We start from the raw sequence: 26,730 nt of genomic DNA, 5'->3' as shown, positions 1-26,730 counted from the left end.
TTTAAATAACGAAACCCACATTGTCTGGAATGTGGCGATGGGCGTCTGTTTCGCCCGAATCTACAGGAATTAAAATGAGCGAAAGCTTTGCAGAACTCTTTGAAGAAAGCCTGAAAACCCTCAATCTTCAGCCGGGTGCGATCATCACCGGTATCGTTGTCGACATCGACGGCGACTGGGTTACCGTACACGCTGGCCTGAAGTCCGAGGGCGTCATCCCGCTCGAGCAGTTCTACAACGAAGCTGGCGAGCTGACCATCAAGGTCGGTGACGAAGTTCACGTTGCGCTGGACGCGGTCGAAGACGGCTTTGGCGAAACCAAACTGTCCCGTGAAAAAGCCAAGCGCGCCGAGTGCTGGATTGTTCTGGAAGCAGCTTTCGCCGCCGAAGAAGTGGTCAAGGGCGTTATCAACGGTAAGGTTAAGGGCGGCTTCACTGTCGACGTTAACGGCATCCGTGCGTTCCTGCCGGGCTCCCTGGTTGATGTCCGCCCTGTGCGCGACACCACCCACCTGGAAGGCAAAGAGCTGGAATTCAAGGTCATCAAGCTGGACCAGAAGCGCAACAACGTTGTCGTTTCCCGTCGCAGCGTGCTGGAAGCCGAGAACAGCGCCGAGCGCGAAGCCCTGCTGGAGACCCTGCAGGAAGGCCAACAAGTCAAAGGTATCGTCAAGAACCTCACCGACTACGGCGCCTTCGTGGACCTGGGCGGTATCGACGGCCTGCTGCACATCACCGACATGGCCTGGAAGCGCATCAAGCATCCTTCCGAAATCGTTAACGTTGGCGACGAAGTCGACGTTCGCGTTCTGAAGTTCGACCGTGAGCGCAACCGCGTTTCGCTGGGTCTGAAGCAGATGGGCGAAGATCCGTGGGTTGCTATCACTGCCCGCTACCCAGAAGGTACTCGCGTACAAGCTCGCGTTACCAACCTGACCGACTACGGCTGCTTCGCTGAGCTGGAAGAAGGCGTTGAAGGTCTGGTACACGTTTCCGAAATGGACTGGACCAACAAGAACATCCACCCGTCGAAAGTCGTTCAGGTTGGCGACGAAGTGGAAGTCATGGTTCTGGACATCGACGAAGAGCGTCGTCGTATCTCCCTGGGCATCAAGCAGTGCAAGTCCAACCCATGGGAAGACTTCTCCGGCCAGTTCAACAAGGGTGACAAGATCACCGGTACCATCAAGTCGATCACCGACTTCGGTATCTTCATTGGCCTGGACGGCGGCATCGACGGCCTGGTTCACCTGTCCGACATCTCCTGGAACGAAACCGGCGAAGAAGCCGTACGTCGTTTCAAGAAGGGCGACGAGCTGGAAACCGTCATCCTGTCGGTCGATCCAGAGCGCGAGCGCATCTCCCTGGGCATCAAGCAGCTGGAAGACGATCCGTTCTCCAACTTCGTTGCTGTCAATGACAAGGGCGCTATCGTCAAGGGCATCGTGAAAGAAGTTGACGCCAAAGGCGCCATCGTCACCCTGGCCGACGACATCGAAGCCACTCTGAAAGCTTCCGAAATCAGCCGTGACCGCGTTGAAGACGCGCGTAACGTTCTGAAGGAAGGCGAAGAGATCGAAGCCAAGATCATCAGCGTTGACCGCAAGTCCCGCGTTATCAGCCTGTCGATCAAATCGAAAGACGACGCTGAAGAGCGTGAAGCCATCCAGAGCCTGAAAAACGCTCCGGAAGCGGCTGCCGACACCACCATGGCTGCGCTGCTGCGCGAAGCAATGGCCAAGCAGAACTAAGTTCTGTTTGATCGGTAAAAAGGGCGACCCTCGGGTCGCCCTTTTTTTTGTCTTTGCGTGGGTTTTGTGGTGTTCGCCGTTAGTTTTGGGGCGCCTGGACGATCGAGCGCCGCCCGCGCGACGCATCGCGAGCTGCGCTCGCTCCTACGTTTGTTTTGGGCCAGTCATGCCTGTGACAGGCGCGCGCGACCGCCTTGTTTGTACGACGCGATATCGAGCCATGCGCCAAGGCGTTCGCGCGCAAATCTCGCAGGAAAAACTGGCCCGCAACAAACGTAGGATCGAGCGCAGCTCGCGATGCGTCGCGCGGGCGGCGCTCGATTGCCGTGTCACCGTAAATCCACAGCAGAACACCCATAGGCCCTTGCCGGCTAGACCATTCTTGTAAAACTTCAATCTTGAATTTTTTTATTAAGTCAAGAACCACCCTGTTCAAATCCTTCCCGGCGTGCTACAAACTGGTTAAGCAATGATCTAGCTGCTTGATAACGAAGGGAAAAATATGACGAAGTCGGAGCTGATCGAACGTATTGTCACCCATCAGGGGCTGCTCTCCTCGAAGGATGTGGAGCTAGCCATCAAGACCATGCTTGAGCAGATGTCACAATGCCTCGCCACGGGCGATCGCATCGAGATTCGCGGTTTTGGCAGCTTCTCGCTGCACTATCGTGCGCCCCGTGTCGGCCGCAACCCCAAGACCGGCCAGTCGGTCAGCCTCGAAGGCAAATTCGTGCCGCACTTCAAGCCCGGCAAAGAGCTGCGTGATCGGGTCAATGAAGAAGACGAGGCTGAAGTCTGATCAACCAAGGAGCAATCTGATGCGGAACCTCAAGCGCGCCCTGGCGGCGGTGTTCGTGCTGTTGTTGGCGGCTGTGGTGCTGTTCTTCGTGCTGGAGAATCAGCAGGCGGTCTCGCTGGTCCTGTTTGGCTGGGCGGCACCGGCCGTGCCGGTTGCGGTGCTCGTGCTGGCGGCGCTGGTCGTCGGGTTGGCGGTCGGCCCACTGCTGGGCGCCTACGGTGTGCAGCGCAGCAAACGCAAAATTCGCGCTTCTGCCCGTGAGGCGGCACTAAGCGGTAACTAAGGAAATTTCTTACGCATGCTTGGGGTATTTCCTCTATGCCTGGAACGGCTGTCGTGAAGTAATAGCGGACTTCATTGTCGGCCCAGGCGAGTACGCGGCAGCATGGAATTCCCCGTCCTTTCTCATCATGGCGGCACCCGAGGTGTCACCGGGTCTTGTCACCAGCTTCACCTTGACCACGGTGTCAGCCTGCTGATCGATTGCGGTCTGGAGCAAGGTGCCGATGCGTCGCCGGGCGCAGAGTCCGCACCCCTTGGTTTCGACGTGGGTAGCGTTCAGGCGCTGATCCTCACCCACGTGCACATCGACCATGTTGGCCGTATTCCGGCGCTGCTGGCAGCTGGCTACCGAGGCCCCATTTTCTGTAGCGAACCTTCTGCAAAGCTTCTTCCGCTGGTGTTGGAGGATGCGTACAGGTTGAGCATCAGTCGTGAACCGGTACACGTGGCACATTATCTCGACATCCTTGATGCGCTGATCATATCGGTGCCGTTCGGGCATTGGCATGATGTTGTCGTACGCGCTGGTGTCGACTGCCGCATCCGCTTGCAGCGCGCTGGCCACCTGCTGGGCTCTGCCTTTGTAGAGTGCGATGTGCGCTTGGTTGAGGGTGATAGTCGTTGGGTGTTCTCGGGGGATCTGGGCAGCGGTCGTAATCCCATGTTGCGCCCTGTGCAGCCGCCAGAACGTGCCGACGTGCTCGTACTCGAAAGCACCTATGGTGACCGTCTGCACCCGCAACGCAGCAATCGCCGGCAGCAGTTGGAAACCGCCATCGATCATGCGCTGGCAGACCACGGAACCCTGCTTATCCCCGCATTCAGTCTCGGCCGGACCCAGGAATTGCTGTACGAGATCGAGGACATCCTGCATCACAAGTCATTGCTGTCTGATACGGCAGCATCCGCGCGCGATGGCCTCGATTGGTCACAGTTGCCCGTCATCCTCGACTCGCCGTTGGCACAGCGCATCACCAGCGCCTACCGTGAACTGCACGATTACTGGAGCTCCGAGGCCAGGGAGCGCGTGGGTGAGGGGCGCAATCCGCTGGGGTTCGACCAACTCGTTGCCGTTGATACCCATGCCCGGCACCAACAGGTGGTCAATTACCTCAAGAGTACGGGCCGCCCAGCGATCGTGCTAGCGGGTAATGGCATGTGCTCGGGCGGCCGTATCGTCAACTACCTGAAGGCGATGCTGGAAGATCCGCGGCATGAGGTGCTTTTTGTTGGCTATCAGGCAAAAGGCACGCCTGGCGCCGCCATACAGGCAAGCGAAGGCAAACAGGACTTGGTGCAGATTGATCTGGACGGGCAGGGGTATGAGATACGTGCGAAGGTGATGACCGTCGAAGGCTACTCGGGGCATGCCGACCAGGCGGGGCTGGTGCGGTTCGCTTCGCAAGGCGCGCAGCCGGCCAGACGTGTGGTGCTGGTTCACGGTGAGCAGGCGGCAAAAAAAACCTTGGGCAAGGCTATTGAAGCGCAATCCAAGCAGCAGGGATATACGGTATCGGTCAGTGTTCCTTGACGGGCCGGGCTATGCACAGAGGCAGGTTGGCAATTTCGCCAAATAGGGATCTATCTCCACACTGGGCGGCGAAATGCTACGTACGATCCGATGGATGGCAGCTTTTTTTCACGCGTGTGTGGAACTTGCAATCGCAAATGAGAGACTTATCGTGGGTGTTGCGCCAAGGGGTTGAAGCCGCTGGCGCAGGGTAGTAGCTTGATGGCCGTGTGTTGGCATGGGTTGCAGCAAAACATTAGCAAGCTACAGTTTATTAATTGATGGCCAAAGGATGGCGATCCTTGGGTAACTACAATAACATGCGTCAACATCGGGAAGTGGCTAGGACAATAGTAGTGGGCTGCTTGTCTCCTGGTATTCCGAGGTTCGTGGAATGGCGGTGGATTAGTGGTGATGGCGAAATGGTTGTATTCCGCAGGCCAGCGCTTGCCATCTGATAGCATCCGCGCCCGCTACCGCGAGGGTTCAGGGCACTTCATGCAGCACCGATACCGCCACGCCCAGAAGGATAAGTCAGTGTGACGCAAGCCCCTTTGAAAATTGCTGTGGTCAGCCAGTATTTCTACCCTGAGAACTTCATCATCAATGATATCGTTCGGGAGTTGAGTGCGCTGGGCGTGCATGTTGAAGTGTTCACGGGCAAACCTAACTATCCAGGTGGAGAGGTTTTCCCAGGTTATACCGCCAATGATCCTGTCGAAGATCGCTTCGCCGACACGGTTACAGTTCACCGTGCGCCCCTGCGGCCGCGCAAGCACGGTGGGGCGAAAAACCTCATCCTTAATTACCTGTCGTTTGTTGCCAATGGTGTCAGGTATTTCAGGCGCCACGCAAAGCGCAGCAAGTTCGATATCTATTTCGTCTTTGCGCCGTCACCGATCATTTCCGTCATCCCTGCCCTCGCCATGAAGCGCGTACACCGCGCGCCGGTTTTTCTGTGGGTTCAGGATCTGTGGCCAGAAAGCCTGGAAGCTACCGGCTTCGTGCGTAACAAGTTCCTCCTGTCCATTGTCGGGCTGCTGGTGCGCGGGCTGTACTGGGCGGTCGATGTGTTGTTGGTGCAGTCGCGGGCGTTCATCGAGCCGGTCAAGCGCTATGCGCGGGCAGACAAGATCAACTACTACCCCAATTCCTACCTGCAGCAAGACGAGTCTGGCGAAGTCAGCCCCTTGCCCGAATCGCTGACGGCACTGCTGCGAGCACATTTCTGCGTCGTCTTTGCCGGCAACCTGGGCAGTGCCCAGGGGCTGTCAACCGTCATCGAAGCCGCACGTATCCTGCAGGCCGAGCAGTCGCAAGCCAGGATCGTGATGGTTGGCACGGGTAGCAAGGCGGCATGGCTGAGCGAAGAAAAACACAAGTGGGGGCTGGATAACCTGATCATCACCGGAGCCTACCCGCGGTCGGCAATGGCTGAACTCTTCGCGCTCAGTTCGGCGTTGCTGGTTACACTCAAGCGTGATGAGATTTTCAGTTTTACAATTCCAAGCAAGGTGCAGGCTTATCTGGCAGCCGGCCGGCCGATCATTGGTTGCCTGGACGGCGAGGGTGCCCGCGTGATCAACGACGCTGGCGCCGGTATAACCTGCCCGGCGCAAGACGGTGCCGGGCTCGCAGCCTGCATACAGTCGATGCAGACGATGCCCATGGAGCGGCGCGAGCAGATGGGCGCCAAGGCACGTGCCTACTTCTTGAAACATTTCGAACTCAGGGCGCAGTGCAAGACACTGGTGCGAATGTTCGAACAACGGATTGAACAGGACAAGACGACGCGATGAACATATTGGTATTGGGTGTCTCGGGCATGTTGGGGAGCGCCGTCTTCCGGTATTTCTCGGCGAATTCACAACATCGTGTATTGGGCACCCTGCGGTCCTCGTCCGCGCTCAGGCATTTCACGCCACAACAGTCAGAGTGCCTGTTGACCGGGGTCGACGTGCTCGATGCCGACGCGCTGATTGCGGCGTTTGCCAAAGCCAGCCCCGACGTGGTGATCAACTGCGTGGGCCTGATCAAGCAACTGGCCGATGCCAAGGACCCGCTGACCGCCTTGCCCATCAACGCCATGCTGCCTCATCGGCTGGCAACCTTGTGCCGGGTAGCGGGCGCGCGCCTGATCCATGTCAGCACCGACTGTGTGTTTTCAGGTACCAAGGGCATGTACCGTGAGCAGGATGAGTCCGATTGCACCGACCTGTACGGTAAATCCAAGTTCATCGGCGAACTGCATGACCTGGACGATGCGGTGACGCTGCGCACTTCGATCATTGGCCATGAATTGCAGAGCAACGCCTCGCTGGTTGACTGGTTCCTGTCCCAGCAAGGCAGCGTCAAAGGTTTCAACAAGGCGATCTTCTCTGGGCTGCCGACTGCCGAGCTGGCCCGGGTCATGCTGGAGTACGTGATTCCAAACCCCACCTTGAAGGGGCTTTATCACGTCTCGGCCGAGCCTATCGACAAATATGAGCTGCTCAAGCAAGTGGCGCAGGTATACGGCAAGGACATCCAGATCGTGCCGGATGACAAGCTGGTGATCGACCGCTCGCTGGACTCCTCGCGTTTTCGCGCCGATGCCGGCTACCAGCCGCCAACCTGGCCGGCGCTCATAGAATTCATGCACGCACAGCGTCAATAACGTATTACAAGGAGCGCACACGTGTTCGATAACAAAATTCTAATGATCACCGGTGGTACCGGCTCTTTCGGCAATACGGTACTCAAGCGTTTTTTAAACACCAGGGTCAAGGAAATCCGCGTCTTCAGCCGTGACGAGAAGAAGCAGGAAGACATGCGTATCGCCCTGGGTAATGACAAGGTGAAGTTCTACATCGGCGACGTGCGCGACTATCAAAGTGTTGCCGAGGCGATGGTCGGGGTCGACTACATCTTCCATGCCGCAGCGCTCAAGCAAGTACCGTCCTGCGAGTTCTACCCCATGGAAGCGGTCAAGACCAATGTCATCGGCACCGAGAACGTGTTGAACGCGGCCATTGCCAATGGCGTGAAGCGCGTCGTGGTACTCAGTACCGACAAGGCGGTGTACCCGATCAATGCGATGGGCATCTCCAAGGCCATGGCCGAAAAGCTCATGGTCGCCAAGTCGCGGATGATCCCTCAGCAAGGCCCGGTGATTTGTGCGACCCGTTACGGCAACGTGATGGCTTCGCGTGGCTCGGTGATTCCGTTGTTCGTCGACCAGCTCAAGGCCGGTAACGAGCTGACGGTGACAGACCCGAACATGACGCGCTTCCTCATGTCGCTGGAAGACTCCGTCGACCTGGTGCTGCACGCATTCGAAAATGCCGAGCAGGGCGACATCTTCGTGCAGAAAGCGCCAGCGTCGACCGTCGCAGACCTGGCAGAAGCACTCAAGCAGCTGTTCAAGCGGGAAAACCCGGTAAAAGTGATCGGCACCCGCCATGGCGAGAAGCTCTATGAGTCGCTGATTTCCAGGGAAGAGATGGCCAAGGCCGATGACATGGGCCGTTACTACCGCATCCCTGCCGACAACCGCGACCTGAACTACAAGAAGTACTTTGTCGAAGGCGAGCAGCATATCTCCGAGCTCGATGACTACACCTCCCACAATACCGAGCGGCTTGATATCGAGGGCATCAAGGCCCTGCTGCTGAAACTCGACTACATCCAGGAAGAACTCAATGCTTAAGGTCATGACCCTGGTCGGTACTCGGCCCGAACTGATCAAGATGAGCCGCGTCATCGCTGAACTCGATGAGCAGGCTAACCACATCCTGGTGCACTCCGGGCAGAACTACGACTACGAGCTCAACCAGGTGTTCTTCGACGACCTGGGCATTCGCAAGCCGGACCACTTCCTGGGCGCCGTGGGTACGACGGCGGCCGGTACGATCGCCGAAGTGATTGCCAAGTCGGATGAAATCTTCGAGCTGGAAAAGCCCGATGCGCTGCTGCTTTACGGCGATACCAATACTTGCCTGGCGGTAATCGCCGCCAAGCGTCGGAAGATTCCTGTTTTCCATATGGAAGCGGGTAACCGCTGTTTCGATCAGCGCGTGCCGGAGGAGCTCAACCGCAAGGTGCTCGACCACCTCAGCGACATCAACATGGTACTGACCGAGCATGCCCGGCGTTACCTGCTGGATGAAGGTATTCGCCCGGAAACCATCATCAAGACCGGCTCGCACATGCAGGAAGTGCTCGACTACTACCGGCCGCGGATCGATGCCTCGACGGTGCTGGAGCGCGAGGCGCTGGAGGAGGGCAAGTACTTCATCGTCAGCACGCACCGCGAAGAGAACGTCGACACGCCGCAGAACTTGCGCGACCTGCTTGCCTCGTTGCGCGCGCTTGCCGATGCCTATGGCCATCCGATCATCGTCTCGACCCACCCACGCACCCGCAAGCGCCTCGAAGACCTGGGCGAGAGCCTCGATCACCCGCTGATCCGCTTCGTCAAACCCTACGGCCTGCTGGACTACATCCGCCTGCAGATGGGTGCGTTGTGCGTGCTCTCCGACAGCGGGACCATTACCGAAGAGGCTTCGCTGCTCAATCTTCCAGCAGTGACCATTCGTAATGCCCATGAGCGGCCCGAAGGCATGGACGAAGGTACGCTGATCATGTGCGGCCTCACGCCGGATCGCGTACTGGATGCCGTTCGCGTGGTGATCAGTCAGCATGACCGCACCCAGCGGGTGATACCGGTTGTGCAGGACTACCTCGGCGGCCCGGTGTCCAAGCAGGTCGTGCGTATCGTCTACAGCTACACGGACTACATCAACCGCACGGTCTGGTCCAAGTAAAGCACCTCGCCAAGGCTGCCCGTCGGTTGATCGCGGGCAGCCCTGCATTTCAGCCGTGCCCGGCACCGGCATGCCCCGGCGTGCCGCCCACTGACCCCCGCAATGCCTGCCCCTCTGTTACGCGAGGCCCGGTGGTGCGACCGAGTGGGGCAAAGGCGACTGCCGAAACAGGCCGCATGGAGGATTGAACAGCACATGAACAAGCTGGTGGTTATTGGGGGAAGCGGCTTTGTCGGCCGGCACTTCCTGGATTCATGCAGTGCACTTCGTGACACCGAAGTCGTCTATGCGATTCACCGTACCGAACCTGACTGGTTGTGCGCCGCCAATGTGCGCATCGAACGGTTCGATGTGGATGACCCCGAATCGCTGGCGGTCATCCTGGCGCCCGGTTGTACCGTGATCAACCTGCTCAGGCCAGATGGCAGCGGCTGGTTCGAACCTGCCATCGTCAATGTGCTGAAAGCCTGCGAGCAAGTGCGGGTGAAGCGCTACGTGCATGTATCCAGTATCGATGTCTTCGGCGCTGTCCCGGACCCGGTGGTCGATGCCGCTACCCCGATCCAGCCCCGAACCCCCTACGAGCGCGAGCATGCCGCTGCCGAGGCCTTGGTGCGGGCGGTGGCGGCCAGCCGTTTTGAAGTACTGGTGCTGCGCCTGGGTGCGGTGTTTGGCGATGGTGGGTTGAACATCGTGTCGTTCGTGCGTGAAGTATCCAGTGCCCCGGCCTGGAAGCTGGGCTTGCGCCGGGTGCTGTACGGGCCGCGGCGGATGCACCTGGTCAGTGTCGAAAAGGTGGTGCAGACGTTGGTGTTCGTGGCGCAAGTGCCCGAGATACGTCAAGGCGAGGTGGTGCTGGTGACCGATGATGCGGCGGCCGAGAACAACTTCGGCTACCTGCAGGATGCCCTGCTGAAGGCATTCGGGCGGCCATCGATCAGCTACCTGCCGCATGTGCCCCAGGCCTTGTTAGGGCTGCTGCTACGCCTGCGCAAGGTCAGCAATGCCAACCCCATGCGACGCTTCAGCGAAGCCCGGCTTGCCGAATGGCGGCAACCCCCGACGGCAGACTTCAAGCAACAACTGCACCGCTACATTGCAGTGCTCAAGGAGTCGGCATGAAGGTACTGCTGGTCAACATTTCACTCGATGCCAAGCTGGGCGGTGGCACGGCCGAGCGTACCCGCCACCTGGCCACCCATCTGGCAAAGGCGGGGAGCGGTTGTGCAGCCATCGCCATGACCGGCAACTCCTGGCAGCGCGAGTTCGATGAGCACGGCGTGCAAAGCTACATCACTGGCCGTATCGGCCAGCACTTTCCCATCCCGTTGCTCAACCCCTGGCGTGCCTGGCGCCTGGTGCGCAATGCCGATGTGCTGCACATCATGGGTTACTGGAACCTGCTGAGCGTGGCCATGGGCCTGCTCGCGCTGTTCGCAAGGCGCCCCTACGTTTTGTGCCCGGCAGGGGAATTCGCTTCGGTGGGGGCGCCATCAACGATCAAGAAAGCCTTCCACTTGAGCGTCGGGCGCTGGCTGATCAAAGGCGCCTCGGGCTTCATCGCGATTACCGACCTGGAGCAGGGCGTGATCGCGCAGGTAGCTGACGTCCCTCAGGCCAGTGTGCCGGTGATCGGCAATGCCGTGGCCGAGCCAGGCGAGCAGCAACAGGCACCCACCGTCGTTGTTCCCGACGAACCCTTTATTCTGTTCATGGGGCGGCTAGCCCCGGTCAAGGGGCCGGATTATCTGATTCAGGCCTACCTCGATACGCCGGCCGTGCAGCGGTACCCGCTGGTGATGGCGGGGCCGGATTTTGGCATGCAACAAGCACTGCAGGCACAGGTGAGCGCGTCAGGGTTGGCCGAGCGGATCCACTTCATCGGTTTTCTGAATGAGGCGCAACGCACCCAGGTCTATCGCCAGGCGATGCTGCTGGTCATCCCGTCGCGCTCGGAAGCCATGTCGCTGGTTGCACTGGAGGCAGGCGTGGTCGGGCTGCCGGTACTGCTGACCGACACCTGCGGGTTCAATCAGGTCGAGGATGTGCAGGGCGGTATGGTGGTTCCAGCCAGTGCCGAGGGCATCGCTTCAGGGTTGCAACGGATGCTGGAAGATGACGCTGAGCTCAAGGCCAAGGGCGCGCGGCTCAAAGCTTTCATCCTTGAGCACTACACCTGGTCGGCGACCGTTCAGGTCATGCTGCGTCGCTTCACCCAACTGCTGCGCAGTGGGTCGATGAAGGATTGAGGTTGCGCCGTGCACGTAGCATGGGCTACGTGCACGGCGTCAGCGGCTTCAGGTAGCTGGCTGCTGCAGGTTCGATGCAGACTTGCGGCGCCCGGCCAGGGTCGAGCTGCAGATGAACATGGTGAAGGCATAGGGCATCCAGACGATGGGCCGCTGGTAGATGCTCAGCGCGAACAGCGCGAAGAACAGCAACACCCACAACCGGCGCTTGGCATTGTGCGTAATGGCCAAGGTCAGGCTTATCATGCTCAGCGCGAACAACAGCGCCCCTATCAGGCCGAAGTCCGTGAGCAATCGCGTGACAACCTGGGACACCCCGCCATACACCACGCTGGAGTCAGCGCCCATGCCGAACAGCAGGGTTTTGGTGTCAGCATCGAAATAGCGCGCCAACAGTTTGTCCATTTCCGGCAGCGACCGGTTATTGAGGTACTGAGTCTGGCGAAGGTGCTGCTCTGGCTGCTGGGCTGCCGGCACTTGCGGCGTTGTCGCAGCATCATTGGCTGACCCGTTGGCGGAGTCGGCGGCGGGTGAGAACAGTAGATCCCCACTCTGAGTCACTGCTTTTTCATCGGCTGCCTGCGTGGCTGCCTGCGCGACAGGTGGCGGCGGTGCGCTGGGCTTGATGATGCCCAGCACCAGCAGGCCGAACAGGCCAAGCACGGCCAAGGGCAGCAACGTGATCGGTGAACGGGCCTGTACCAGGCGGAACAGGAAGCCCAGCGATGCCATGACGATAAAAGCCAGCGAGAACGACAGCACGCCGCCGACGAAGATGATCAGAAACGGGAAGGGCTTGAGGCGGAACCGGTTGCCCGCCAACAGGAAGGCGGCGAGGGTGCCGACCATGCCGGGTTCATCGTACATCGCGCACAGCCGATACAGTTCTCCTCCCCAGGGAAGCGACAGGTTGTTGCCCGACAACAGCAACGCGCCCGGGGCATGCAAGTAGTACCCGCCCGCTTCGGCCATTGTCGGGTTGAGCAGGGGCACGCGGTCCAGCGTAATGGGGATGTTGGCGATGGCGCACAGGGACACAACGATGCCGGGGATCAGGCTGATAGCAAAGATCCAGCCAAACCACTGCAGCACCTTGCCGCGTCGCTGGTCGGAAAACACACACAATGCCATCAGCGTTGGGAGTACGAAATACCAGCGTGTGGTGGTGCCGTCGATCTTGGGCAGCATGCTGATATAGACCACGAACAGGCAGATCAGGATGAACCCTGGCAGCTCGCGCCGGCGTGGCCGATCACCGAGCAGGAATGCAACGACGGCCAGGCAACCTGAGAGCAGCCCTGCAACCGCCATATGGCGCAACGAATACCAGAGAAAATACGGGTTCAGCGTCACCCATGCACACAGCGCAAAAAGCGGCGCTACGCATGCATCGAGGGACGGGGTCGCGCTGTAAGTCCTGATAGCTGCTGTCATCGTAGGGGATCTGCCTGATCACACCTGGGCATGCCGCTTGCTGGGTTCAGCAGCGGCATGTGCCTGGTCTGTAATAATGAGGGTTGACCTAACTGTGACAAAAGTTGAGCGAAAGTGTGCGGTGCAAAACACGACGTTCGTCGGAATTTTCTTACAACTGCGACAGGGGCTAAGGGGTCGGTATGAGGGATGCCTGACCTGGCCGTGGCGCAGTCACCAGGATGCGTGCCAGATATAACCCTGCGATGAAACCCACCAGTTCGATCAGGAAGAAGAACTGCACGCGGGGGAAGTTGGTTTGCACCACCAGATACGCCAACGCTACGCCTATGGTGGCTTGGGTGAAGATATTGCCGACCAGCTGGCTGGCCAGCCGTTCGGCCAGGGTGCCGACCAGGAACAACAACGCCAGGCCTCCTGCCAGCAAGGCAAGATTACCGCTGTAGAGCAGGATGGCAATCGGGCCCGGAATGGTCATGAAGGTGAAGTTTTCGAAGGTCTGGTACTGCGCATCCGACATCCGCTGGTAGATTGCCTGGGTGCCGCTTTCCGGGCGCTCGGCGAGGCTGCGGACAAACAGCGGCCAGCCGGTGTCCTCGTGGCTGACGACCGCCAGTACGCCTTCCAGGCCTACCCAACGGTCCACCACCAGCTTGCTCAGTTCCATGAGCATGCCTTTCCAGCGTTCGCGCTTGATCTGGGCTGTTTCTTCGGGTGGCATCACAGGCAGCGGTACTGCCTGGGCGGCGATGCGCAACAACGGCATGGCGGGGGCGAGCATGGCCGTGACGGCTTGGGCGGCGTCGGCGGGGACCAGGGTCATGCCGCTGAGCGCGAGGTTCGGTTGGGCGCTGGTTTGGTTGGCGGCGCTGGCCAGTAGCTGGCTGCTGACGGCAACCGGCGCCCCGACCGGCCTGGCCTGGGCGAACGAATGCAGGCGATCGGCGGAAACCAGCAGCAGCGAAGCCACGAACAGCGCTGCGGTGACGGCCAGGATCCTGACCCACTGGACCACGCGTAACGCCGTGACCAGCTCACGGCTGTGGGTAAGGTAGACCACGAATGGAGCCGCGACGTGGAGGATCATCTGCGCCCGGCTGCCCATGGACACCGCCGTTATCGCGCCTTCCAGAATGAGAATGTAGAACAGCACCTCCAGCTTCATCCTGCGTGCCTGCACCAGCCAGTAACCCAGGGTGGCCAGAAGGATCAGGTTGCCCCAGGCGATCATGAACGATACCAGCACATAAACGACGCTGGGCAGCTTGAGGGCGGGTTCGGTGCCTACCTTGAGAATGGCGTACTTGAAGTTGAGTGCCAGCAGCAGGCCAGTCAGCGCCAACGCCAGCCACAGGGCGGGCACCAGCAGTGCCCGGGGCTTGTCGACAGAGATGGCCACCGGGGGCCGCTGGCGTGAGGCGATGGTTTGGCAGACCAGCAGTGTGGCGAAGGTGATGTTCAGCGCCATCAGCGCGGCGTCCCACAACTGCGGTGAGTCGTCGAAGGCGCCTATCGGTTCGATAAACTGGGTATCCAGAATGAAGTGCAGCACCAGCTTTGCCCAGCAGCCAAGGATCAGAAAGGCCAGCAGGAAGAACGAAAAGAAGCTGGTGCGGTTGTTCAGCACGCTGCGCACCAGCAGCGCCGCCAGCGCGCCATTGAGCAACAGCGGCAGCAGCGAGGCAGGATAATTCAAGGCTGCCGCGACCGTGGCAATGGCCACGATCATCATCGCCGTGGCTTGCAGGTAGCGATTGCCCAGCAAGTGCCCTTGGACAGCTTGAATCATTGACGCACCCCGGTGTTGCTGTTCAGTTGAGTGTTGCGCAGACACTGCCCTGGCCAAGGTTCAGGCTTTGGATTTAGGCCTGACGATGGTCAATACATAGCTGACCATCTTGCGCGACAGGAGCGATGAAGGGTCGAGCAGGGCCGCCTTGCCCATGCGCGCCAGGAACAGCGCATAGCGGCCAGAGAAGCCGTGCATGAAGCCAGACAGCATCAGGGCATTGGCCAGCGCCTTGCGCTTCCAGCCCAGGATGGAGGGCGACAGCCCGCGCGTCTGGTACAGGCTGTTGATTACCCGCAGCGGCTCGTCGGAGCGTTCGGCGTTGCAGGGGTTGTAAGTGGTCGAGCCGGAATGGATGCGAAAATCTGCAAGCGGTGTAGGCACGCGGGTAAATGGCCCGTGTTGGCAAAGGCGCAGAAAGAAGTCCATGTCTGGGATGTTGCGCAGGCCAGTGTTCCAGCCGCCCACCTGCTCCCACACCGAACGGCGGAACAACGCCCCCGGCCCAGGCAGGCACTGGAAGTTGGCGATCAGCAGGCGCTCTTCATAATCAGGGGTGTGCACGGTGCGTACAGGTTTGGAGTCTTCGTCGATGACGCAGAAGTCCGGGTAGGCCAGCACCGCCTCGGGCGCTTGGGCCATGGCAGCGACAATGGCCTCGACCGCGCCCGGATGCAGCCGATCATCAGCGCTGAGGTAGCCCAGCAGCTCACCGCTGCTCTGTTGCCAGCCAAAGTTCATCGCTGCGCTCTGCCCGGCGTTGGCCTGCCGATAGCGAATGAAATTGCCTGGGTGCTGCTCGAGCAGGGCAGGGGTCTCGTCGCTCGAACCATCGTCGACGACGATCAACTCGACATGCGGATAGGTCTGCGCAAGCACACTGTCGATCGCATCCAGCACATAACGCCCAGTATTGTAGGTAGGAATGACGATCGAAACCTTGGGCTGTATGTTACTGGCGACCATGAGAGACCTTTCGACGGTAATAAAGGCGCACGAAGCGGCGCAATGAAGTGTAATCCGCGGTGGTGTTCAGATTGAATATCCGCTTGACGCAATAGATTTGCGCCAGTGACTGGCAGACCCCGCCGAGGCTGTATACCACGGCTAATCCGATGATTCCATACAGCCACATCGCCAGTAGCCCGGCGGCGATCATGCACGCGCCACTGACTACCGAAATGCGCATGGCGACATGTTGTTTCTGCAGCATCATCAGTACGAAGCCGGCAGTGCCGGCGTAGGTCTGCGCCAGTTGCGACATGCCCAATATGGCGAAAATATAGTAAGCATCGGCATAATCGCTGGACCATACGTGGGTCAGCAAGAACTGGCCGCACGCAATGAACAGTAGATAACCCACCAGGCCGAGCAGCGTCGCAGCACCGGCACCGACCCCCAGCACGCGTTGCAGGTAGCGCTTCTTGCCACGCACCCAGATGCGCCCGATCGATGGTGCTACCACGGTGTTGATCACTGCCAGCGGTATCAGTACCAGCGCCGCCAGGCGCGTGGCCAGGCCATAGATGGCCAGCCCTTCGGCATCGCCAAACCAGGCGATGATCCACAGGTCGGCCTGCGACATCACGAACAGCACCACGGTGGTGGTGAGGTTGGGACGGGTTTCCCGTAGCAGGGTGGCATAACCGATGTCTGTCGCGGGCTTGCTGGCGGCTTGCGCCCGATACCAGCGCCTGAGGCTGTAGGCACCCAGCAGCGCGGTACAACTGGCCCCCACTGCGCCCGCCAGGACCAGCATGTCGAGGTTGAGTTGCAGTTCGCCCCGCCAGGCAAGGATGACGGTAGCCGCACTGGCTACACTCGCCCCGGTGGTGAGGAAGCTGGCCTGTACGAAATGGCCAAGCGCCCGGTGCTGCTCGGACAGGATGGTGGTCATCGCGGCCAGGACCATGCTGATCGAGACCAGGGGGGCAATGGCGTGGAGCAGACGCAGCAGGTCGGCACCTTCATAGCGCGAAAACACCTGCATGAAGAGGTTGAAGCCGATCGCCAGTGCCAGGGTGGAGAGTACGGCAATCAGCAGTGTACGGCGGATTACCTGCTTCACCTGCCCGCCATCGCGGTGCCCCTGGGCTGTGGAAATGCACGCTGGCGCGGTGATGCTCAAGCCCAGTTGACCCACGGTGGCGAGGGCCGCGATCAGCGATTGGGCCAGAAAAAACACGCCTACCGAAGCCTGCGGCATGGTCAGCGGAATGATGATGCCGGTCAGGGCTCCCGCCCCAAGAAGCAGAAAACGGCCAAATATAGCGGCAATACTGGCGGCAATCGGGGAGGAGAGCGCGTTGGTGACTTTCCCTTTGGACATGAGTTCTTATTGGCACTTGAATGGGAGCAGGGATTCTGTTTTGTTTTGCAAACCCTGTCCATGGTCTGCAAGCAGCGAGGTTAGGGCACTTTGATATCGATTAGCCGATTTGTAGTTTTTCTTCAGATTCTTTAGGGTCGTGTGCATTGAGTCAGTTTGATGGCGCGCAATAGGCTATTGTGTCGTCGTTCAAGGCTGGTTTTTGTCGGAAATTTCATCGCGTAATGCAGATGCCTTCCGTTGTCATGCGATCTATCCGATAGTAATAGCCAATAAACCAAAAAAAGCGATCAGGTGAGAATGAGAGTACTTTTGACTGGCGCGTCCGGCTTTGTGGGCGCAGCGGTGCTGCAGGCGCTCAGTCGCAACGCAAATGTCGAAACCGTCGTACCTTTGCGTTCACCCCTGCGCCATGTGCCTGCCGGGGTCATCACTTACCCCATTGGCGATCTCACAGACGACCAGACAGCCGAATTGCAGGCGCACAAGCCCGAGGTTGTCGTGCATTGCGCATCGCGGGTGCATGTCATGTCGGATACCGCCGCCGACCCGTTGGCCGAATTTCGCCGGATCAACGTCAACGGCACCCTGGCGTTAGCCCGTGCGGCGAGTGCTGCTGGTGCCCGACGTTTCGTCTTCGTCAGTTCGATCAAGGTCAATGGCGAGCAGACCGAACCCGGCAAGGCGTACACCGCAGACGACCTGCCGCGCCCGGTCGACCCTTATGGCATCTCCAAGCACGAGGCAGAGCAGGGCTTGCTGGCGCTCGGCGCACAGACCGGCATGCAGATCGTCATCATTCGCCCTGTGCTGGTGTATGGCCCGGGCGTGAAGGCCAATTTCCTCAGCATGATGCGCTGGCTCGACCGTGGTGTGCCCTTGCCCTTTGGTGCCATCCACAACCGCCGCAGCCTGGTGGCGCTGGGCAACCTGGTCGACCTGGTGCTGACCTGCATCGACCACGCGGCAGCCGCTGACCAAGTGTTTCTGGTGAGTGACGGCGAAGACCTGTCCACCACCCAACTGCTCGGGCGCATGGCCCAGGCGTTGGGCAAGCCGGCACGTTTGCTGCCGGTGCCGGCCTGGCTGCTGAGCAGCGCTGCCAAAGCGTTGGGCAAGGCCGCGTTGTCGCAGCGCCTGTGTGGCTCATTGCAGGTGGACATCGGCAAGACCCGCGAATTACTCGGTTGGCAACCACCTGTGAGCGTGGATGCGGCACTTCTGGCAACTGCCAGGCACTATCAGGAAAACGACAAGAAATGATGCTTTTGTGGTCTCTTCCCGCTGTACTGGTGCTGTCCTTGTTGATGACCGCAGGCCTGCGCCGCTACGCCTTGGCACGCAGCGTCATCGACGTGCCCAATGCCCGCAGCTCGCATACCGTACCGACGCCCCGTGGCGGTGGTGTCGCCATTGTCCTGACCTTCCTGCTGGCCATCGTCGGGCTCATGCTGACCGGCGCCGAGGGCATCCACTCGCTCGTCGCGCTGGGCGGTGGGGGTGCCCTGATCGCGATCATCGGCTTCATGGATGACCACGGCCACATTGCCGCACGCTGGCGCCTGCTCGGGCATTTCGTCGCCGCAACTTGGATGCTGGCGTGGATGGGCGGGTTGCCACCGCTGAACGTGTTCGGCTGGGTGCTGGACCTGGGGTGGCTGGGCGGTGTGCTCGCTGCCGTGTACCTGGTCTGGTTGCTCAACCTCTACAATTTCATGGACGGCATCGACGGCATCGCCAGTATCGAGGCCATTACCGTGTGCCTGGGCGCGGCCTCGCTATACTCTCTGACGGGCCTGGGCAGCCATGCCGTTCTGCCCTTGCTGCTGGCCGCTGCTGTCGCCGGGTTCCTGTTCTGGAACTTCCCCCCAGCAAAAATTTTCATGGGCGACGCAGGCAGCGGTTTCCTCGGTATCGTCCTTGGCGGCCTGTCGCTGCAAGCTGCCTGGGTTTCACCGCCGATGCTCTGGTGCTGGCTGATTCTGCTCGGCGTGTTCATTGTCGATGCGACCTACACCCTCGTCAGGCGCTTGTTGCGCGGCGACAAGGTCTATGAGGCTCATCGCAGCCATGCCTATCAGTTTGCTTCCAGGGAATTCGGCAAGCATCTGCCGGTCACACTCGCGGTTGCCGTGCTGAACCTGTGCTGGCTGCTGCCGATCGCGTTCTGTGTTGCAAAGCTTGGCCTGGATGGCGCCGTGGGCGTGGTGCTGGCCTATATCCCATTGATTGTGTTGGCGGTCCGCTTCCACGCAGGCGAATGTGAAGATTGACACTAAGGTAATGTGAGCAACTCGATGTCAGGGAATTTCTGGAAACGTTTCAGAGGAGCGATGGATAAGGTGCGCGCTAAACTGCTTGCTCTACCTCGTAGGCATAAACGCTTGCTGCAGGTGTTGACCGACATCGTGCTGATCTGGGCCGCCCTGTGGCTGGCCTTTGTGGTGCGCCTTGGCATCGATGAGCTGGCCAACCCCATCATCGACCACGGCTGGCTGTTCCTCACCGCACCGGTGGTAGCCATCCCCCTGTTCATCCGCTTTGGCCTGTACCGCGCGGTGATGCGCTACTTCGGCAACGACGCGCTGATTGCCATCATCAAGGCCGTGACCCTGTCGTCGCTGATCCTGGGCTTCATCATCTACTGGGCCAGCAACCACCAGAACGTCGTACCCCGGTCTATCACCTTCAACTACTGGTGGCTGAGCCTGATCATGATCGGCGGGCTGCGCCTGGCCATGCGCCAGTACTTCCTCGGCGACTGGTTTGCAGCCGCCGTGCAGCACGTACCCTTCGCCAGCCGTGACAACGGCCTGCCCAGGGTTGCCATCTATGGCGCTGGCGGTGCCGGCAACCAGCTGGTCGCCGCCTTGCGCACCGACAAGACATTACGCCCAGTAGCGTTCATCGACGATGACACCAGCATCACCGACCGGGTAATCGCCGGCCTGCAGGTTTACCGCCCCGAACAATTGCAGGAAATGATCGACGCCACCGGCGCCCAGGAAATCCTCCTGGCCATCCCGTCTTCCACCCGCACCCGACGTCGCGAAATCCTCAACTTCCTTGAAGGTTATCCGCTGCACGTGCGCAGTATTCCGAGCTTCGTCGACCTGGCCAGCGGCAAGGTCAAAGTCGACGACATCCAGGAAGTGGACATTGCCGACCTGCTGGGCCGTGACACCGTGCCGGCGCAGGCCGACCTGCTGGAACGCTGCATCGTCGAGCAGACTGTCATGGTCACCGGCGCCGGTGGTTCGATCGGCTCGGAGCTGTGCCGGCAGATTCTCGGCCAGTCGCCGAAAACCCTGCTGCTGTTCGACCACAGCGAGTTCAATCTCTACAGCATCCTCTCCGAGCTGGAGCAGCGCATTGCGCGCGAATCGTTGTCTGTGTGCCTGATCCCGATCCTCGGTTCGGTGCGCAACCAGGCGCAACTGCTCGACATCATGAAGACCTGGCGGGTCGAAACTGTCTACCACGCCGCGGCCTACAAGCACGTGCCGATGGTCGAGCACAATATTGCCGAAGGCTTGCTGAACAACGTCATCGGCACCTTGCACACAGCCCAGGCCGCCTTGCAGGCTGGGGTAGCCAACTTCGTGCTGATCTCCACCGACAAGGCGGTACGCCCGACCAATGTGATGGGCAGCACCAAACGCCTTGCCGAAATGACCCTGCAAGCCCTGAGCCGCGAAGTGGCACCGGTGCTGTTCGGTGATAGCGGCAAAGTCTCGCAGGTCAACAAGACCCGTTTCACCATGGTGCGTTTCGGCAATGTGCTGGGTTCTTCGGGCTCTGTTATCCCGCTGTTCCACAAGCAGATCAAGGCCGGCGGCCCACTGACCGTTACCCACCCGAAAATCACCCGCTACTTCATGACCATCCCCGAAGCCGCGCAGTTGGTGATCCAGGCCGGTTCCATGGGCAAGGGCGGCGACGTGTTCGTCCTCGACATGGGCGAGCCGGTGCGGATTGTCGAGCTGGCAGAGAAGATGATTCACCTGTCCGGGTTCAGCGTCCGTTCCGAACGAAACCCGATGGGCGACATCGCCATTCAGTTCACCGGCCTGCGGCCAGGGGAGAAGCTCTACGAGGAGCTGCTGATTGGTGACAACGTGATTGCCACCCGGCATCCAATGATCATGAGTGCCAATGAAGACTTCATGTCGTGGGACGTGCTCAAGGAGGCGTTGCGGGAGCTGTTGGCGGCGGTGGCGGATGACGACTTTGTGCGGGTTCGGCAGCTGTTGCGGGAGACGGTGATCGGGTATGCGCCGGATGGCGAGATTGTGGACTGGATCTATCAGCAGCGGCGGTTGGAGCCGTGAAGTGATGAGGTAAGGACAGGTGTTCGGGGGGGGCGCCGGGTGCTTCAATGCGGCTGCAGATGTAAGTGCGTAGAGTGACGTTCTTACTCTGCGCTCTAGCCTCTTATGCGGTAAGCGGCTGTGTGTAGGTGCCCAGCGGTAGCTTTGGCAGCCCATAGTTACCTCACGCATTCTTTGTGAATGAGCTTTGTGCTAAGAAGCCAGGCCCGATATTTCAAATCGGTATTGTCAAAGCGGTTCGTTAAAGCTGGTAATCCCCACTTTTGCGGTTATGTTGGTGTCGCCATTTATAAAACTGGGTCTTTGGTAACCGGGCCTCAACGCCCAGAAGGTTTGCTTTTGCAACGGCGACTATTCTGTTGCGAGAATGATCTACTCGTCAGGAGTTATGTGCGATACAAATATTTGTGAGGCGAATGTAAGTGTCCAACCGTTTATGGTGACGGTTAGAGATTTAGCTCTCATAGATTTTTAGGAATTCATTAATTAATGGCTTTCATTGTGCGAAGAAGCTTGCTTATTTGATTTTCGAATCCGTCAGCCCAATGAAATATGCCTGCGTCACTGTATGAGTTGGATAGCTAGAGGTCGTGAAATTTATCGTGAAGTTGGCTTGCATTAGGCTGAATGAAAAAGTCATGGCTTATGGGGGATTAGCCATAAGCTGGTTCTCGTTAAGGTAAGATCATCGGTATAACGTTGCACTTCAAGGTGATTGTTTTGTCTAGGTAGTCTTTGTAGAATGCCGAGACTGTTAACTCGCCCGGTGTGCTGGGTTTGAGAAAGCGTGCACTTTCTGAAGGGTCATACCAGCGTATGTCATGGCGATTACCATCTACGTAGAGGTAGAAAGCAAAGTTTCCACTCTCGCAAATTTGGTCATTGAGTATCAATGAGCAATGGGCGAAAACTTCGCTATCTGTGCTGTATGCCGCAACAGAGAGCCGTACTCCCATAGAAATTGGCGGCGAGTCAGTGTCGATTGTATCGCTCTCTGTAGAATCAGATTCGCTTTCAGTCATTTGTTTGAGGTTTATTTGTGCCAGTGCTTCTTTGTAATAGCGCTCGCTATAGTGAAACGGTGATGCGCCCCAGCGATGAAACTCATCGGCCGATAATAGGTTAGAGTCGAAATTGAGGAACTGACTAGGGTCGAGTTCATCGTTGAGCCTGTCATACATCCACTCCAGTTCGCGATTAGCTTGGTTAATGGACTCGAAGTCAACAGGAAAGTCTGTAGTGCTCTCTGTTTCGAATCTAGAAGCCCAAAATACTTTATTTACGATCACGCGGTCTAGCTTGTTGTGCTGTTTCATGAGATCAAGAAAGGTAAGCATGCCTTTCAACCACAGCTCACGTCGTTCATTAGAGCCGTGTGGGATCAACCTGAATCCATTGACACTGCTTTCTTCCAATAGTCCGCTTTCAGCCAGTTCGCTTGAGTTAGTTATTATTTCTCCTGAGGGTAGCGCAATGAGGTCAAAGCGCTCGTCAATCAAGTCGATCAGTATTGTATGGGCTTTCTTTATCTTATGCGGTACTGCGAGCAATTGCTTCGAGAAATCATAGGCAACCATGCGTCGCCGAAAAGCAGAAGGTATGCGATCTAATGCTTTGGTGTTCTCGTAGGCTGTGCTGCATAATGTAGCCATGGATGATCTTGCGAAATAATCTGTTATCTTAAAGTTGCGGCTCTCCTCCAGGTTAAATATATCTCTAGATACACAGCTACCGTAAATTATTAAGTTCTTGATCACTCTGATTTAGCCTTTTGTCATGATGGTCAGGGTCAGATATACAGGCTCTATTGTATGCCATGTGAATGTCATTGAGAATTTATTATCCCTAGGAGTTGTTAGAAATGCAACGGACTCAACACCCTCGGCAAAATTCATCATAGCCCCTCCTAGCCTGGCTGTGTGGAGGAGAGCGAATGGCTCGTGGGGCACGCGTTCACTGTGATCGGCAGGCATCAGATGTTGATCTCTCTCCGCGTGGAGGAGGGATGAAGAGGCGTATCGGCCTGGTGACAAGAGTATTCGGAGATAATCATATTTTTTCAGGACACCTTGCCTTCTACTCAGTGAGTGACGACTGCACTCATCTGAAGTGCCTGGATGTCGTGCGTAGCGCAGCACTGCATAATTGAAACGAAGCAACTACGGTAACGTGGCTGCTTGAAAATGCATGCTCCAGGCTTTAGAGGTTTCGGAGTGACGTGCAAATTTGAGCAGGGCGCATTCATTTGAACAGTGCCATTTCAATCATACGCTGGAGTATGGTCGCGCCTCGTGTTCGTGAAATAAGTGCCTCGTATATTAAGAGGCACTCCGGCCATGTTGAATCAAGAGATTAATCGTATTTGGTTGGCAGTTGATATGAGTTTAGTATACAGATTTTGAAATTGTGTCCCGCTCGCTTGGCCTTTAAAATTATTTTTTGCGAAGTAATATACGGGGACTGCAAAACTATCAATAAGGTGTTCGTTTTTATCGCAAATTATTTTTAGCGCGGAAAGAATGTTATCAAGTCTGGAGTCGAGCATCGCGGTAAACTGTTTCTTGTATAGGTCGTAATTCTCACACTCGACTGTACGCAGCTTACGCTTCTGCTGTTGGGTTGCTTCCCAGTCATGTCTATCACCATCAATCTCCAATTTTAGATTGCGCCAGCAGGCCGGGATTGAAGCCAAAGATGAAGATAGCGTTGCCTTTGCCTCATTATCCATGTCACTTTCGTATGGGTACTGAGCGAGGAATGGATTGAGCGCATTCATAAGGTCGAGTTGAAGCTTCACGCTTTTATGTTCAGTGAAGCATCTTTTCTTCAATGCGAATGCAGACTTGGATTGTAATATAGCAAATTCCGGCCCTGAATTGTCTGTTCTTAGGCTCTCGCTGCAATGAAGCCCGTTGCGATAATAAAGGTAGTGGATGTCAAATTTTTCAAGCGCGCCAGTACCGGGCAATAAATTCAATTCTTCTGAGAAGATAGTTTTGGCTGAGGTGTGAAATTTGGAATTGGTGCCAAATACAGATAGATAGCCGAATTTGTCAAAATACCGGTCCGCGAAATCACTTACTTCAAATGTGTCAAGTTCGCCGTTCAGGTGCAGTCGTGCGAAATAAGGCCGAGCTACAATTTCTCCACCGAACCCTGTGATCCGGATCGTACCAGGTCGTTGAGTTTTAAGATTTGAATAGTTGAATGAGTAGTACGAGCCCATGTAGTAGCTCGATATATTGTCGTACAGCTCTTTGGGCTGTGGCATGACAATGGTTTCCGCAGTTGCATCATATGGGTATCCGTACTTAGAATTGATGGCCAATGCAACGTTCAGTTCGTCAGGCGCGCCGCGAGTATCTTGACTATTAATTACTATTTTTTTCCGATGCTCTGGGAGGTTAGTCACCGCACTAAATACGAGTCGTGAATCCATTCCGCCGGATACGTCGACGATGATTCGCTCAAATTTTTCATGCTTAGCCACTATATTGAGATTTGATATGATCTCTTGCCTAGCACTTTCTAAGAGTTTGTTGTACTCATCGTCTGAAACTTTTCGACCGTCTTGCAAAGCGCTGCTGATAGGTTTGTCATTGATATGCATGCCGCCGTTGTCGAAGTAAATTAGCTTGTCGACAGGTAAGCAAATGACGCCAGCAACATCCATGCGACGTGAGAAGTTTTGGTAGAATGGCTGGAGCCCTACGAAGTTGATCTTGGAAAGTGCGATGTCATAGTCTATTTTTAGTTCGAATCCCGCAGCTTTCAGTGCTTTAAGCAAGAGGTGATAGCTATTGCTTAAAAATGTATTGTTATTGTCTTTGTAATAGAATATTTTTCCGAAACCGAAATAGTCAGTCTGTACGGTTACTCGATCACTACGCCTGGTTACAGAAACAAAGTTACCGATAGCGGCGCCAAGGTCTTCAGCCGCCATGTCTGCTGTTAGATCTCTGTCTCCGAATATGAATTGAGATTTGCAAATGGCTGTTCCTGAAAACAGTATTATGCTTTTGCAGGGTAGGTGGCTTTCTGAAAACTGATAAAGCTTTAAAGATCCATTGGCGAACTCGATGTTCTGTGTTTTTCTAAGGTTTGGATCCACCTCTGTTGCAAGAATAGCAGAGGTTTCATGCTTAGTGATGGAGTGGTGTACTAAAAAGCTTGAAAAAGGCTCTTTTAATGTATAAAGGTTAGGCGGCTCAATATCTGGTAACGTGCCGCTATCCCAAAGCCTCTTCAACTCATCCAAACAAGACTCGGTTTTAAAAAAAAGACTACCAGAGCGTTTTAGCGTATTCGTACCTTCGCGTTTCAAGTGGGCCTGAATATGATAGCTTCCAGGCTCCACAAGAGTCTTTGAGTACTCAGTTTCAGGCGTCCACTCACTGCGATCGATAATGGCGCCGTCTTTCATTAGGTAATAATAGAACTGATCGCCAGCACAATGATCTGTCTCGATTTTACATTTTATATCTGATTTGACGATTTTGGTTTCAAGTGAGAACAATCTGAAAGTCCCTGTATTAAATAAAAATTACTTATTTATCGATCGAAGTGGAGCGCTAAAATAATAGGCGCTCAATTTACGAGGGTGTGCTAATCGTGTATAAATGTCTTTTTACTAAAAAACTAAATATGTGTCAATGGGCCTGCGAGTTCACGTATGGATCTATTGGCTGAATCCAGCCGTAAGTGCTCGAGCAACCCACCACTTCACGATGGGTGGCTCGCTCAGCTCTGTCAATGCGCAGTGCCTGGGTAGCAGGGCTCCGTACTATTCGGCCTAAGCATGAAATTCAGCAGCGGCTGGAAGTACTCACCAGATTAAATAAGCCAATGAGCCAGCGTCTGACACGAGTTGTCAATGCCGTGGCGCCCCAGCACTTTTTCAAATAAACCGTCCATATATATTATATTGAATCAGGCCACGAAGCGCGGTGTTAGAGCATGATGAAGTCGATCATGGCAGAGGTCAAAACCATCACGTATCCAGTTCAGCTTCTGGATGGTCAGGACAATCGCCTCGTCCTTCACATCCGGGGATGTTTGAGCCGCTCGGACTCTATGCGCTTGAGTCAAAGGCAGAAGACGTTGCGCTCGCAGTACAAAAACTTCATGCGATTACGCGGCCTGTTGAGGAGAAAGAAAAGTACCGGGTCGAATACCGCGAATTTGATGCCCAGGGCAGCCAAACCATCAATGGATTTTCGAAAGTCGACAGGCTTGGGGTACAGCTGCACCTCTCGATTTTTGCGTCGAGTCGCATCATGGCGGATGGGCTCCGAAATGAAATTGGGTGCGCAGCATCCGGACCAGGCGACGGCTTTGAATTTATTGTTCATGGAGCGCTTAAGGATGTCCCTAGGTTGGGGCGATATGGATGGAACCCACTGACGTGCCTTTGGCCTCGCTTGAATTCCTGCTGCACTGCACGTCGCTATC

At 57.0% G+C, this 26,730-nt stretch carries 20 protein-coding genes; 13 read left to right on the top strand and 7 right to left on the bottom strand.

What is annotated here, in order from left to right:
• Nucleotides 1-74 precede the first annotated feature (74 nt).
• The 10 genes from rpsA (at nt 75) to DJ563_RS14410 (ending at nt 11,396) form a co-directional block, all read left to right on the top strand.
• Nucleotides 75-1,751, top strand: a complete 1,677-nt coding sequence (gene rpsA / locus DJ563_RS14455) for a 30S ribosomal protein S1 (RefSeq protein ID WP_003252673.1) — start codon at nt 75-77, stop codon at nt 1,749-1,751.
• A 502-nt stretch (nt 1,752-2,253) separates the two neighbouring features.
• Nucleotides 2,254-2,550, top strand: a complete 297-nt coding sequence (gene ihfB, locus DJ563_RS14450; protein ID WP_434517931.1) for an integration host factor subunit beta — start codon at nt 2,254-2,256, stop codon at nt 2,548-2,550.
• A 19-nt stretch (nt 2,551-2,569) separates the two neighbouring features.
• Entirely contained in the window at nt 2,570-2,833 is a 264-nt protein-coding gene (locus DJ563_RS14445; RefSeq protein ID WP_274098308.1) for a lipopolysaccharide assembly protein LapA domain-containing protein, read from the top strand.
• A 102-nt stretch (nt 2,834-2,935) separates the two neighbouring features.
• Nucleotides 2,936-4,363, top strand: coding sequence for an MBL fold metallo-hydrolase RNA specificity domain-containing protein (locus DJ563_RS14440; protein ID WP_434517930.1), 1,428 nt, complete (start codon nt 2,936-2,938; stop codon nt 4,361-4,363).
• A gap of 518 nt (nt 4,364-4,881) precedes the next feature.
• Nucleotides 4,882-6,141, top strand: coding sequence for a glycosyltransferase family 4 protein (locus DJ563_RS14435; protein WP_274098306.1), 1,260 nt, complete (start codon nt 4,882-4,884; stop codon nt 6,139-6,141).
• Nucleotides 6,138-6,998, top strand: coding sequence for a dTDP-4-dehydrorhamnose reductase family protein (locus DJ563_RS14430; RefSeq protein WP_434517929.1), 861 nt, complete (start codon nt 6,138-6,140; stop codon nt 6,996-6,998). Before DJ563_RS14435 ends, DJ563_RS14430 begins: the two co-directional genes overlap by 4 nt.
• Nucleotides 6,999-7,019: 21 nt before the next feature.
• A complete protein-coding gene (locus DJ563_RS14425; RefSeq protein ID WP_033700690.1) occupies nt 7,020-8,030 on the top strand; it encodes a polysaccharide biosynthesis protein in 1,011 nt (336 codons plus the stop codon).
• A complete protein-coding gene (wecB, locus tag DJ563_RS14420) occupies nt 8,023-9,147 on the top strand; it encodes a non-hydrolyzing UDP-N-acetylglucosamine 2-epimerase (protein WP_274098304.1) in 1,125 nt (374 codons plus the stop codon). The genes DJ563_RS14425 and wecB overlap by 8 nt, the downstream gene beginning before the upstream one ends.
• Before the next feature lie 195 nt (nt 9,148-9,342).
• Nucleotides 9,343-10,269: an NAD-dependent epimerase/dehydratase family protein gene (locus DJ563_RS14415; protein ID WP_434517928.1), complete on the top strand. Its 927-nt coding sequence runs from the start codon at nt 9,343-9,345 to the stop codon at nt 10,267-10,269.
• Nucleotides 10,266-11,396 (top strand): glycosyltransferase, encoded by a 1,131-nt coding sequence (locus DJ563_RS14410; RefSeq protein ID WP_434517927.1) that lies wholly within the window; start codon nt 10,266-10,268, stop codon nt 11,394-11,396. Before DJ563_RS14415 ends, DJ563_RS14410 begins: the two co-directional genes overlap by 4 nt.
• Before the next feature lie 48 nt (nt 11,397-11,444).
• Here DJ563_RS14410 and DJ563_RS14405 read toward each other — a convergent pair whose 3' ends face one another.
• The 4 genes from DJ563_RS14405 to DJ563_RS14390 all read right to left on the bottom strand — a co-directional run bounded on the left by DJ563_RS14405 (nt 11,445) and on the right by DJ563_RS14390 (nt 16,948).
• Nucleotides 11,445-12,749, bottom strand: coding sequence for a hypothetical protein (locus DJ563_RS14405; RefSeq protein ID WP_434517926.1), 1,305 nt, complete (start codon nt 12,747-12,749; stop codon nt 11,445-11,447).
• 250 nt (nt 12,750-12,999) lie between these two features.
• A complete protein-coding gene (locus DJ563_RS14400; RefSeq protein ID WP_274098300.1) occupies nt 13,000-14,619 on the bottom strand; it encodes a hypothetical protein in 1,620 nt (539 codons plus the stop codon).
• Nucleotides 14,620-14,679: 60 nt separating this feature from the next.
• Nucleotides 14,680-15,585, bottom strand: coding sequence for a glycosyltransferase (locus DJ563_RS14395; RefSeq protein ID WP_274098299.1), 906 nt, complete (start codon nt 15,583-15,585; stop codon nt 14,680-14,682).
• Nucleotides 15,572-16,948, bottom strand: coding sequence for a lipopolysaccharide biosynthesis protein (locus tag DJ563_RS14390; RefSeq protein WP_434517925.1), 1,377 nt, complete (start codon nt 16,946-16,948; stop codon nt 15,572-15,574). The genes DJ563_RS14395 and DJ563_RS14390 overlap by 14 nt, the downstream gene beginning before the upstream one ends.
• Before the next feature lie 300 nt (nt 16,949-17,248).
• Here DJ563_RS14390 and DJ563_RS14385 point away from each other — a divergent pair, with 300 nt between their 5' ends.
• The 3 genes from DJ563_RS14385 to DJ563_RS14375 are packed head-to-tail and all read left to right on the top strand — an operon-like array spanning nt 17,249 to nt 21,279.
• Nucleotides 17,249-18,211: an NAD-dependent epimerase/dehydratase family protein gene (locus DJ563_RS14385; RefSeq protein WP_434517924.1), complete on the top strand. Its 963-nt coding sequence runs from the start codon at nt 17,249-17,251 to the stop codon at nt 18,209-18,211.
• The gene (locus DJ563_RS14380; RefSeq protein WP_434517923.1) at nt 18,208-19,221 is read left to right on the top strand and encodes an MraY family glycosyltransferase; all 1,014 of its coding nucleotides are present in this window, start codon (nt 18,208-18,210) and stop codon (nt 19,219-19,221) included. The genes DJ563_RS14385 and DJ563_RS14380 overlap by 4 nt, the downstream gene beginning before the upstream one ends.
• A gap of 60 nt (nt 19,222-19,281) precedes the next feature.
• Nucleotides 19,282-21,279 carry a polysaccharide biosynthesis protein gene (locus DJ563_RS14375; protein WP_274098917.1) on the top strand — a complete coding sequence of 666 codons (1,998 nt, stop codon included), beginning with the start codon at nt 19,282-19,284 and terminating at the stop codon, nt 21,277-21,279.
• A 674-nt stretch (nt 21,280-21,953) separates the two neighbouring features.
• Here DJ563_RS14375 and DJ563_RS14370 read toward each other — a convergent pair.
• From DJ563_RS14370 to tnpB, 3 genes are all read right to left on the bottom strand, one after another.
• Nucleotides 21,954-23,036, bottom strand: coding sequence for a DUF6270 domain-containing protein (locus tag DJ563_RS14370; protein WP_428633834.1), 1,083 nt, complete (start codon nt 23,034-23,036; stop codon nt 21,954-21,956).
• Between the two features lie 587 nt (nt 23,037-23,623).
• Entirely contained in the window at nt 23,624-25,795 is a 2,172-nt protein-coding gene (locus DJ563_RS14365) for a hypothetical protein (protein ID WP_434517922.1), read from the bottom strand.
• A 568-nt stretch (nt 25,796-26,363) separates the two neighbouring features.
• Complete coding sequence (gene tnpB / locus DJ563_RS14360; protein ID WP_428633840.1) at nt 26,364-26,630, bottom strand: IS66 family insertion sequence element accessory protein TnpB; 267 nt, start codon at nt 26,628-26,630, stop codon at nt 26,364-26,366.
• Nucleotides 26,631-26,730: the final 100 nt, after the last annotated feature.

The sequence above is a fragment of the Pseudomonas sp. NFX1 genome (genome assembly GCF_051123555.1).
GTDB classification, from domain to species: Bacteria; Pseudomonadota; Gammaproteobacteria; order Pseudomonadales; family Pseudomonadaceae; genus Aquipseudomonas; species Aquipseudomonas capeferrum.
This window is presented reverse-complemented; position numbering and strand designations above follow the sequence as displayed.